We start from the raw sequence: 11,583 nt of genomic DNA, 5'->3' as shown, positions 1-11,583 counted from the left end.
GTCGAGGGAGGCGTCGGTGCTGGCGTCGCCCAGCTGGGCGACGTCGATGGTCGTCCCCTCGACCACCGCCGCCTCCTCGGGCGACAGCGCCGGCGCGTCGACCTCGAGCAGGTCGGTCGGCCCGCCGCCCTCGGTCACGGCGCCGGCCATCACCATCTCGGCCGCCTCGACCTCGTCCTGGGGCGGCGGCATCTGGGCCTCGGCCGACTCGGCGGTGACGTCCTCGTTGCCGGTCGCCTCCCGCTCGTCGCCCCAGGCGACCTGGGACTGGGGCTGGTCGCCGCCGGTCGAGCCGACCTGGGACCACTCCTCGGCCGAGATGGCCGGGCCGCCCTCGGCCGACTGCCACACCTGGTCACCCGTGCTCGGGTCCACCACCCACTCCCCCTGGGCCCACTCCTCGCCCTGGTAGGACTCCTCCTCGGCCAGCTGCGTCTCGCTCTTGATGTCGACCCGCCAGCCGGTCAACCGGGCCGCCAGCCGGGCGTTCTGGCCCTCCTTGCCGATGGCGAGGGAAAGCTGGTAGTCGGGGACGATCACCTCGGCCGTGCCCGACTCCTCGTCGATGCGGACCTCCTTCACCTTGGCCGGCGAGAGGGCCTTCATGACGAACTCGACGGGGTCCTCGGAGAACGGGACGATGTCGATCTTCTCGCCCCGCAGCTCGTTGACCACCATGCGCACCCGGGCGCCCCTGGCCCCGACGCAGGCGCCGACGGGGTCGACGTTGCGGTCGTTCGACCAGACGGCGATCTTCGTGCGGTGCCCGGGCTCGCGGGCGCAGGCCTTGATCTCGACGATGCCGTCGGCGATCTCGGGGACCTCGAGCTCGAACAGGCGCTTGATGAGGCCGGGGTGGGTGCGGCTGACGACGATCTGGGGGCCCTTCGAGGTGCGGCGGACCTCGACGATGTACGCCTTCAGCCGGGTGCCGGGCTCGGGCCGCTCGTAGGGGACCTGCTCGGCCTGGGGCAGCAGGGCCTCGACCCGGCCGAGGTCGAGGAGCGTGTAGCGGGAGTCGCTCTGCTGGATGATCCCGGTGACGATGTCGCCCTCGCGGCCGGCGTACTCCTCGTACTTCTGCTCGCGCTCGACCTCGCGCAGGCGCTGGGTCATCACCTGCTTGGCCGTCTGCGCGGCGATGCGCCCGAAGTTGTCGGGGGTGGCGTCCCACTCGCGCACGACGTTGCCGGCGTCGTCCAGCTCCTGGGCGATGACCTTGATCGTGAACTGGTCGTCGATCTCGACGAAGGCCTCCTCGGCCGCGCCCGGCATGCGCCGGTACGCCGACTCGAGGGCGTTGGCCAGGGCGTGGAGCAGGACGTCGGTCGAGATGCCCCGCTCGGTCGCGAGGGCCTGGAGGGCCTCCATCATCTCGAAGTTGCCGGTCATGGCGTTGCGGCCTTCCTCTTCTTGGTGCGGGTCCCTCCCTGGCCGGGCTTGGGCGCCGGGCCCCACTCGAACACGGTGCGGGCCCGCTCGACCTCGTCGTAGCGGAGGGTGCGCTCGGCGGGGTCGTCCCCCTCGGTCGGGCGGACGGTGAACGACTCGTCGTCGGCGGCGACCAGCGTCCCCCGGACGCGGCGCTCGCCCTCGACGCCGGGGAGCGTCTTGACGGTGACCTCGCTGCCGACGGCGCCGGCGAAGTGGGCGGCCGTGCGCAGCGGCCGCTCCAGCCCCGGGCTCGACACCTCGAGCGTGTAGCGCCCGGGGATCGGGTCGTCCTCGTCGAGGACGCGGGAGACGCGGCGGGTGAGCTCGGCCAGGTCGTCGAGGCCGACCCCGCCCTCCCGGTCGACGAGGACCCGCACGGCGCCGCCGGTGTGCTCGACGTCGTACAGCGACATGCCGGCCCCGGTGACCAGCGGCTCGACCAGCGCACGCACCCGCTCGCCCGTCGTCACCGTGTCACCTCCTCGTCCTGGCAGTACGAAGGCGTGGGCCGGAGCCCACGCCTTCGGGGGTCGATCCTCGAATGCGATCTGGAACGTGGATGATACCAGCCGGTTGGCGATCCCGGCCTGGCGGCGTGCCGTCCGCTACCTCGCCGCCAGCCCCGACGAGCTGGGCGGGAGCTGGCCGAACATGGCCATCCCGGCGAGCCCGCCGCTGTCGCTCACGGCGAACCCGCTGACCGTGCCGGAGCCGGAGTTCAGGACGTACAGGAAGGCGTCGTCGTCGGTGAGGTCGAGGTCGATCGGCGCGCTGTGGGCGCCGTTCCTCCCGGCCGCCGGGTCGAGCAGGGCGAGGGTGCCGTCCGGGCCGACCTGGAAGCTCGACTCCGTCCCGCTGCCGGTGTTGGTGGTGAACGCGAACCGGCCGTCGGAGGTCACGACGACCCAGCAGGCCGCCGTCTGGTGGGTGTTGACCGACGGGGACACGACGGCGAGGTCCATGCGGACCGGGTCGTAGGACGTCACCGCGCTGTGGCCGGGGGTCCCGTTGAACGCCTCGGACACGAGCAGGTGGCCGGTGGGCGTGAACGCGAACCCGAACGGCTCGATGCCGACCGACTGGCGGATGGCGGGCGGAGCGGCCCGGCCGTCGGACCGGATGCGGTAGACGTCGATCAGCTGGGTCGACTTCTCGGTGACGACGAGCAGCCGGCCGTCGGGGCTGAAGCCGACCTGGGCGGGGTTCGGGAACGGGTTGCCGAGCGGCTGGCGGGACCCGGCGATCGGCGTGAGCGAGCCGCCGGCGCCGATGCGCAGGCCGCTGACGTTGGCGACGGCGCCGGCGTTCAGCACGTAGAGCAGGTCGCCGTGGACGGTGAGGCTGATCGGGCGGGCGCCGCCCGACGGGAACACGCCGACCCGCCGGAGGCCGTCGGGCTGCACGGCGAAGGTCGTCACCGTGTTCGACCCGGCGTTCACGGCGAACAGCAGGGACCCGTCGTCGTTCAGGACGAGCGCGCCCTGGGAGCCGAGCCCGGCGCCGGTGCCCCGCCCGCCGGTCGGGACCGAGCCCTGGACGGCGAGGTCGCCGTCGCCGGCGCGGGCGAAGGCGACCACGGCGTTCGCCGCCGCCTCGTTGGTGAGCACGTACACGGCGCCGGCCGGCTCGCCGGCACCTGCCGCCGACGGTGCGACGCCGGCGACGGCCAGCGCGACGAGCGCCGGGACCGCCAGCGACCGCAGGACGCGTCGGATCGGGACGGGCATGGGCTTCCTCCTCGTAGGGGGTCGCCCGGCCCCTACCCCGCCCTCCCGCGACGGCGCTTACGGAGCGGGGAACAGACGCTGAACTCCGGCCGACGCCGAGCCCGGCGGGGGCGGGTTGCGCCGGATGCGGCAGTCCCGCCTAGTAGGCGCGGCCGACGATGGCCACGAGGTCGGGCTCGTCGTCGGCGAGCGGGAGGCCGCCGTCGGGCCGCTGGAGGCAGCGGACGCTGACCGCGGACTCGGCCAGCTTGGCCTCGCCCTCCTCCCCGAGCACCGACCACGGGATCCTCGCGAAGCCGACGGTCGCGGCCTCGGCCGCCTCGTCCACCGTCGACACCTCGGGCATGCGCGCGTCGCGCCGCTCGGTGGCCTGCCAGAGCAGGTTGGCCTGCACCTGCTCCATGGCCGACACCGTGTGCTCGACGGCCCCGGTCACCGCCACCTGCTCCTTGGTCCTCGTGTCCCGGCGGGCGACGGTCACCGTGCCCTCGGCCAGGTCCCGGGGCCCGACCTCGAGGCGGACGGGCACGCCCTTCAGCTCCCAGTCGGTGGCCCGCCGGCCGAACGAGGTCGACACGTCGTCGTCCAGCTTCGCCCTGATCCCGGCGGCGGCCAGCCCGTCGACCAGCGCCCTGGCCGCCTCGACGGTGCCGCCCTCGTCCCGCACGACGAGCACGACGGCCTGCACGGGCGCCAGCCGGGGCGGCAGGCGGAGGCCGGCGTCGTCGCCGTGGGCCATGATCAGCCCGCCGATCAGCCGGGTCGACGCCCCCCACGACGTCTGCCACACGTGCACCTGCTCGCCCCGGTCGTCGAGGTAGGTGATGTCGAACATGCGGGCGAAGTTCTGGCCGAGCTCGTGGCTGGTCCCCATCTGGAGGGCCTTGCCGTCGCCCATCATCCCCTCGCACGTGAAGCTGTTGATGGCCCCGGGGAAGCGCTCGCGGGCCGTCTTGCGGCCGGGCAGCACGGGCACGCCGAGCACCTCGACCATCGTCGACGTGTAGACGTCGCGGAGGATCCGGATGCTGTAGTCCCTGGCGTCCTCACGGGTGGCGTGGGCGGTGTGGCCCTCCTGCCAGAGGAACTCGGTCGTCCGCAGGAACACCCGGGGCCGCAGCTCCCAGCGCACGACGTTGCACCACTGGTTCACGAGCAGGGGCAGGTCGCGGTAGCTCTGGATCCACTTCGAGAAGTAGGCGTTGATGATCGTCTCGCTGGTGGGCCGCACGGCGATCGGCTCCTCCAGCTCCTTGCCCCCGCCGTGGGTGACGACGGCGAGCTCGGGGCTGAACCCCTCGAGGTGCTCGGACTCCTTCTCGAGGTAGCTCATCGGGATGAACAGCGGGAAATAGGCGCCCATGGCCCCGGTGGCCTTGATGCGGGCGTCGATCTCGGCCTGCACCCGCTCCCAGATGGCGAACCCGTACGGGCGGATGACCATCGTCCCCCGCACCGGCCCGTTCTCGGCCAGCTCGGCCTTGGCCAGCACGTCCTGGTACCAACGGGGGAAGTCCTCCGCCTGCGGGGTGACGACCGGTGCCTTCGCCATAGGGGGGCGATGGTACCGGCGGGCTCCTCGCCGGCCCGCCGAGATCGGGCGACCGGCCCGCGGCGACGACCGCCCCCGCGTCAGGCCAGCCGCACCCAGGAGGCCACGGAGGGCACGCCGGCGGCGTCGAGCACGAACACCAGGTAGTAGCCGGCGGGAGCGACGGCCGGGGACGGCGGCGCCGAGGCCCGCACCACGACGCCGGTGCCCTCGAGCACGAGCTCGACGTGGCGCTGCTCCATGTTGTTGGTGTGGGTGACGGACCCGGGGCGCACGAGGACGACCCTCGCGACCGACGCCGTGGCCCGCACCTCGAACACCTCGCCCCACGTGACGACGGGCGGGGCGGCGACGATCGACGGGCGGGGCCCCCTGAACAGGTAGGGCGGCGAGTACAGCTCGAAGGTGTCGAGCCCGCCAGGGTCGATGTTGTCGCCGGCCGACAGGACCCGGCCGTCGGGCAGCAGCAGCGCCGTGGAGTGGTAGCCGCGGACCTTCGTCTGCGTCGCCATCGGCGTCCACGCGTCGCCGGCTGGGTCGTACAGCAGCGACCGGTGGAGGTTGCCGTCGGCGTTCGAGCCGGCGACGCCGAGGATCGTCCCGTCGGGCAGGAGCACGGCGTTCATGTGGGCCCGCGGCTCGGGCAGCGGGGCCCGCCGCCGCCACCCGTCCTCGGGCCGGTCGACGTCGAACGCCTCGACCATCGCGCCGGACGGGTACGTGCTCCCGCACAGGAGGAGCTCGTGGGGGCCGCCGGGCCCCCCGGGCAGGAGCACCCCGCCGCCGTTGTGGTGCGAGCGCAGCAGCCGCGGGCTCGCCGACCAGCTCCAGTCCTCCGGGTCGAGCGACCAGGAGTCGTCGGGGCCGGGGCCGGCCGTCAGCACCCGCCCGTCGGGCATCACCTTCTGGTGCGGGTAGAGGCCCAGGCGCCGGCTGCCGACCGCGGTCAGGCTGGCGTCGGCGGCCGAGTACACCTCGACGTCGTCGTTGACGACGCCCGAGCGGTCGATCTCGCCGCTGACGATCACCACCTGGTCGCCTGCCGGCATGGTGGTCACCGTCGGGTACCAGCGGCCCTGGCGCATCGGCGGGCCAGACGCCCACGTCGCCGTCACCGGGTCGAACAGGGTCGTCCAGTTCGGCGGCGGACCGGTCTTGGCGCCGCCGGCGAAGAACACCCGGCCGTCGCCCAGCATGCAGTGGCCCGAGCAGAAGAGGTCCTTCGGCGGATCGGTCCGCACCCGCGAGCCGTCGGCCGGGCTCCACATCACGGCGTCCCCGCCTTCGAGGAACAGGACGTGGCCGGTGTGGAGGAGGACGGCGTGGACGGCGATGACGCCGGTCGGGCTCTGGATCGGCGCCGACCAGGAGCCCACGACCTCGGGGGGACCGCCGAGCGACGACGGAGCGTCGATCGACGCGACCGGCTCGGCGGCGCCGAGCGAGCACCAGCGCTCCTCCTCGGCCGCCGCCGCTTCCGAGCCGCCCCGGAGCGCACGCCCCGCCACCAGGCCGGCGGCCGCCATGCCGACGCGCCGCCCGAGCGCGCGGCGGGTCATCCGTTCCGCTCCCACCGTGCCCCCCGTTCCCTCCGTCGCCCGCGTCCCTCCAACGCCGGCGATTCGCCACACTACCCCGTCAACTGGACGATCGGGGCGAAAAGGGGAATGACGCTGGAATGCCGCCAACACGCCGGAGACGGCGACGGGAGCCGACGCCGCTAGGCGTCCACCCTGCGGTGGATGGAGGTGACGACGGCCTCGCTGTGGTTGGCGTCGGCGCCCTTCTCGTCGAGGAGGGCGGCCCGGTCGGCCTCGGCCTCGGCGGCCGCGCCGGCGTCGGCGTCGGCCATGGCCGCCTCGAGGCCCTCGGCGGCGATCTTCTCGCCCCACTCGACGAGCGCCTCGACCATGGCGTCCTCGGGCACGACCTTCACGACCTTGCCCTTCACGAACAGGTGGCCACGCTTTCGGCCGGCGGCGATGCCGAGGTCCGCCTCCCTCGCCTCGCCCGGCCCGTTCACCACGCACCCCATGACCGCCACCTGGATGGGCAGCTCCCGGTCGCCGAGCGCCTTCTGGGCGGCCTCGGCCACCGCGATCACGTCGATCTCGGCCCGGCCGCACGACGGGCAGGCGATGAGGTCGAGGCCCTTGCGCTCCCGCAGGCCGAGCGCCTCGAGCAGCTGGCGGCCGGCCCTCGCCTCCTCCACCGGGTCGGCGGTGAGCGAGTAGCGGATCGTGTCGCCGATGCCCTCGAGCAGGAGCGTGGCGATCCCGGCCGTCCCCTTGAGCAGGCCGCCGGGCATCGGCCCCGCCTCCGTCACCCCGAGGTGGAGCGGGTGGTCGGTGACCTCGGACAGCTGCCGGTAGGCCTCGACCATCAGCGGCACGTTCGACGCCTTGACCGAGATCTTCACGTCCTCGAAGCCGACCTCCTCGAAGTAGGCGAGCTCCTGCTGGGCCGACTCGACCATGGCCGCCGCCGTCAGCCCGCCGTGCTTCTCGTAGAGCCGGGGGTCGAGCGAGCCGCCGTTCACGCCGATGCGGATGGGCACGCCCCGGTCCCGGCACTCCGAGGCCACGAGCTTGATGTGCTCGGGCTTGCGGATGTTGCCCGGGTTCAGCCGCAGGCAGTGGACGCCGGCCTCCAGCGCGGCGAGCGCCATCCGGTGCTGGTGGTGGATGTCGGCGACGATGGGCACGGGCGACCGGGGCACGATGCGGGCCAGGCCCTCGGCCGCCTCGACCTCGTTGCAGGTGCAGCGGACGATGTCGGCCCCCGCGCCGTGCAGGGCGTAGACCTGCGCGAGCGTGCCCTCGACGTCGGCGGTCTTCGTCGTCGTCATCGACTGGACGGACACGGGCGCACCGCCGCCCACCGCCACCGGGTTGGTCGGGTGGCGGAGGACGATCTGGCGCGTGACGCGACGGGGGAAGGCCATCGGCGGGCCGCTACCCGCCGAGCGACACGGGGTCGACCAGGTCGAGGTAGAGCGACGTGACGGCCACGAACACCAGCAGGGCGACGACCCCGTAGGTGAGGGGCATGAGCTTGGCCACGTCCACACGGTACGGGCGGCCGCGCCGGGAACGGATGCGCTCGTAGGTGGCGATGGCCACGTGCCCGCCGTCGAGGGGCAGCAGCGGGACGAGGTTGAAGATCCCGACGAACACGTTGATGGTGACGAGGAACTCGGCCAGGCCGACCCAGCCGGCCTCGGTCTGCTCGGCCCCGAGGCGCACGGCGCCGACCACCGAGATGACCCGGCCCTCGTCGCCCGACCCCGGCTCGGTGGCGGTCTCCTCGCCGCCGCCGTCGAACAGGCGCGACGTGTACTCGGACAGGCCGCCCGGGGTGAAGAACGAGCCCAGCGCCTGCACGGACACCTTGGCCATGCTGCCGAAGGTCGTGAACGACCGGCCGGCCGCGGTCAGCGGGTCGTCGCGGACGTAGGGGGCGTCGGCGCCGACGCCGAGGAAGCCGACCCGCTCGCCGGTCGCCGGGTTGCGATCGCCGAGGGTCGCCTCGAGCGTGCGGGTGCCGCCCTCGCGCTCGACGGTGAGCGAGACCTCGTCGCCCGGCCGCCCGGTCACCTCGGCGCGGAGGTCGTCGAAGGTCTCGACGGCCCGGCCGTCGACGGCGACCACCCGGTCGCCCGGCTGGAGGCCGGCCTCGTCGGCCGCGCTGCCCTCGGTGACGGCGCCGACCGTCCAGCGGGCCTCGTCGCGGTCGATGCCGTGGAAGGCGAAGATCCCGAACAGCAGCAGCAGGGCCATGAGGAAGTGCATGCCCGAGCCGGCCACGGCCACCGACAGCCGGCGCCAGAACGGCTGCTGTCGGTAGGTGCGGGGCTCGTCGGCGGGGTCGACCTCGTCCAGGTTGTGCATGCCGATGATGCGGACGTAGGCGCCGGCCGGGACGGCCTTCAGCCCGTACTCGGTCTCGCCCCGGCGGAACGACCAGATCCTCGGGCCGAAGCCGATGAAGAACTCGGTGACCTTCATGCCGGCCGCCTTGGCCGTCAGGTAGTGGCCGAGCTCGTGGAAGAAGACCATCACGATGATGGCGAGGACCACGATCAGCATCGGCAGGCCCCCGAGTAGGCCGAGGGCGAGGATGCCGAGGACGAGCAGGACCAGGCCGGTCCTGCCCTGGTGGGCCTGGCCGGACGGGCGCCCGTCGCCCTCCGGGAACGTCATGACCCGCCGGGCGCGCGCCCGCCCGGGGTCGGGGGGCGGCGGGGCCGGGGGCGGGGTGGGCGGCTGGGGGGCGTCGGTCATGCGGCCTTCTCGATCACGCGGCGGGCCTCGTGGCGGGCCCTGCGGTCCATGTCGATCACAACGTCCACCGACGTGGCCGGTGTTCCATCGTGCCGCTCCAGCACCGTCCCCAGGACATCGGCGATCGACAGCCACGGGATGAGCCCGTCGAGGAAGGCGGCCACGGCGACCTCGTTCGCGGCGTTCAGCCACGCCGGGGCGGTGCCGCCCCGCCGCCCGGCCTCGTAGGCGAGGCCGAGGCAGGGGAAGGCGTCGAGGTCGGGCCGCTCGAAGTCCAGGCGCCGGAGCGTGGCCCAGTCGATGGTGCCGAACGGGGTAGCCGACCGCTCGGGGTGACCGAGGGCGTACGCGATCGGCAGGCGCATGTCCGGCATCGACAGCTGGGCGATCACCGCGCCGTCGGTGAACTCGACCATCGAGTGGACCACCGACTGGGGGTGGACGACGACCTCGACCCGCTCGAACGGCGTGCCGAACAGCTCGTGGGCCTCGATCACCTCGAGCCCCTTGTTCATGAGCGTCGAGGAGTCGACCGTGATCTTCGGCCCCATCCGCCAGGTGGGGTGGGCGAGGGCGTCGTCGACGGTGACCTCGGCCAGGTCGGCCCTCGTCCGCCCCCGGAACGGCCCGCCGCTCGCCGTGAGCAGGATGCGGGCGACCTCGGCCGGGCGGCCGGCCCGCAGGCACTGGTGGATGGCGCAGTGCTCGCTGTCGACGGGGATGATCTCGGCGCCGGGGGTGGCCCTCGCCTCCTGGACGAGCGGCCCGGCGGCGATCAGCGACTCCTTGTTGGCGAGCGCCAGCCGCCGGCCCGCCCGCAGGGTCGCCAGGGTGACCTGGAGGCCGGCGAAGCCGACGACCCCGTTGACGACCGTGTCGGCCCCGGCGGCGACGCTGGCCAGGGCGGCCGGCGGGTCCTCCGGGGTGCAGCGCACCTCGCAGCCGAGGGGCCGGAGGCGGTCGGCGAGCGCCCGCGCCGCGCCCTCGTCGGCCACGGCGACCACGGCCGGGCGCCACTCCTCGGCCTGCGCGGCGAGCGCCTCGACCGAGCGGCCCCCGGCGGCCAGGGCGACGACGTCGTAGCGGCCGGGGTCGGCCCGGACCACGTCGAGGGTCTGGGTGCCGATGGAGCCGGTGCTCCCGACGACGGCGACCCTGGTCGGCACCGGCTCAGGCCAGGTCCAGCAACCGCACGAGGTAGTAGGTGGCCGGGAGGACGAAGAGCAGGGCGTCGAACCGGTCGAGCAGCCCGCCGTGGGCCGGGAGCGTGCTGCCCATGTCCTTCACCCCGAGGTCGCGCTTCAGCATCGACTCGCACAGGTCGCCGAGCGGGGCGGCCACGGCGGCGACGAGCCCGAGCTTCAGGGCGTCGCCGACCGTGTCGAACGGGTGGATGCCCGGGAACTTGCCGACGATCAGGGTGGTGGCGATCACCGTGAGGGCGATGCCGCCGATCAGCCCCTCCCAGGTCTTGTTCGGGCTGACGTCCGGGGCGAGCGGGGCGCGGCCGAGGTTGCGGCCGACGGCGTAGCCGCCCACGTCGTAGGCCACGGTGGCGACCACGGCGCCGAGCAGCATGCCGATCCCGTTCGGGAACTTCAGCAGCAGCGCCGCGAACGACCCGAGCCCGCCGACGTAGGCCACACCGAGCAGGGTGACCCCGAGGTTCGGGACGGGTCGCTCCTCCCCCGCCCCGACGAGGTGCCAGAGCAGGCCGAACACGACCGTGAGGAAGACCACGAGCGGGTAGGCGGCCTCCCCCCGCCAGTAGGCGGCCAGGGCCATGGCTGCGGTGGCGGCCAGGCCGAGCAGGACGGCCGGCTGGTAGCCGGCCTGGCGGGTGGAGGAGAAGAACTCGATGGCGGCGACCACGAGCACGGCGGTGACCAGCACCATCGTCGCCCGGGGGCCGACCTTGAACAGGATCAGGGCGACGGCCGCGAACAGCACGCCGACGCCGATGGCCACGGGGACGTCGCGCCCCGCGCCCTGGCCGCCGGTGCGTCCCGGCCCGCCCGGGCCGCCGGCCGCCCGGCGGGCGCCCTGCGCGCCGGCGGTCCTCCGGGTGCCGGTCGCCGCGCCGGCCGCTCCCGCGCCGCCGTCGGCACCGGACGCCAACGCCGCGGCCCTGGCCCGGCGCTCGGCGGCGGCCGTGCGGCGGCCCGGGGCGGGCGCGGCGGCGGCGCCGGCCGGGTCGGGGTCGACCTCCGCGCCGGGCGCGTACTCGTCGGGGGCCGACGCCGGTCGGGCGCCGGCGATGGTCGGGTCGCCCGCCAGGGGGCGACCGTCGCGCCCGAGGGGGACGGCGGCCGCGGCGGGGCGGGCCCGGCCGGCGAGGTCGCCCTCGGCCGCGACCGGACTGGCCGCCACGCCGGGGTCGACGGGGCGGCCGCGGCCCGGCCCGGCGGCCGGCGCCCGGCGGCCGGGCCCCGCGGCGGGATCGCCGGGCAGGCGACGCCCGGGGTCGGCGGGGCCGCGGCGGCCGGGCGCGCCGCCCGGGTCGCCGGGGACACCGCGGACCGGCCCGCCGGCGCCGGGGTCGCCCGGCACCCCGCGAGCGGGGCCCGCCCCGCCGGGATCGCCGGGC

Annotated in this window: 9 protein-coding genes; all 9 read right to left on the bottom strand. The window is 74.7% G+C overall.

The features are described from left to right. On the bottom strand, positions 1–1,392 hold a 1,392-nt coding region (nusA, locus tag VGB14_05480), incomplete at its 3' end, for a transcription termination factor NusA (GenBank protein ID HEX9992360.1). Continuing rightward, a complete protein-coding gene (gene rimP / locus VGB14_05475; protein ID HEX9992359.1) occupies positions 1,389–1,904 on the bottom strand; it encodes a ribosome maturation factor RimP in 516 nt (171 codons plus the stop codon). The genes nusA and rimP, both read right to left, overlap by 4 nt. A gap of 135 nt (positions 1,905–2,039) precedes the next feature. Next, a complete protein-coding gene (locus tag VGB14_05470) occupies positions 2,040–3,161 on the bottom strand; it encodes a beta-propeller fold lactonase family protein (protein HEX9992358.1) in 1,122 nt (373 codons plus the stop codon). Between the two features lie 139 nt (positions 3,162–3,300). Then, a complete protein-coding gene (gene proS / locus VGB14_05465) occupies positions 3,301–4,713 on the bottom strand; it encodes a proline--tRNA ligase (GenBank protein HEX9992357.1) in 1,413 nt (470 codons plus the stop codon). Between the two features lie 80 nt (positions 4,714–4,793). Continuing rightward, on the bottom strand, positions 4,794–6,272 hold the full coding sequence (locus VGB14_05460; protein HEX9992356.1) for a galactose oxidase early set domain-containing protein: 1,479 nt from the start codon (positions 6,270–6,272) through the stop codon (positions 4,794–4,796). A gap of 161 nt (positions 6,273–6,433) precedes the next feature. After that, positions 6,434–7,657, bottom strand: a complete 1,224-nt coding sequence (gene ispG / locus VGB14_05455; GenBank protein HEX9992355.1) for a flavodoxin-dependent (E)-4-hydroxy-3-methylbut-2-enyl-diphosphate synthase — start codon at positions 7,655–7,657, stop codon at positions 6,434–6,436. A 10-nt stretch (positions 7,658–7,667) separates the two neighbouring features. Next, entirely contained in the window at positions 7,668–8,996 is a 1,329-nt protein-coding gene (locus tag VGB14_05450; protein ID HEX9992354.1) for a M50 family metallopeptidase, read from the bottom strand. Beyond that, positions 8,993–10,162: a 1-deoxy-D-xylulose-5-phosphate reductoisomerase gene (dxr, locus tag VGB14_05445; protein ID HEX9992353.1), complete on the bottom strand. Its 1,170-nt coding sequence runs from the start codon at positions 10,160–10,162 to the stop codon at positions 8,993–8,995. The genes VGB14_05450 and dxr overlap by 4 nt, the downstream gene beginning before the upstream one ends. A 4-nt stretch (positions 10,163–10,166) precedes the next feature. Continuing rightward, on the bottom strand, positions 10,167–11,583 hold a 1,417-nt coding region (locus VGB14_05440; GenBank protein ID HEX9992352.1), incomplete at its 5' end, for a CDP-archaeol synthase.

The organism is Acidimicrobiales bacterium (assembly GCA_036399815.1).
In the GTDB taxonomy this organism is placed as follows: domain Bacteria; phylum Actinomycetota; class Acidimicrobiia; order Acidimicrobiales; family DASWMK01; genus DASWMK01.
The sequence above is the reverse complement of the archived record's forward strand: the minus strand, read 5'-3'. Positions and strand labels throughout refer to the sequence as shown.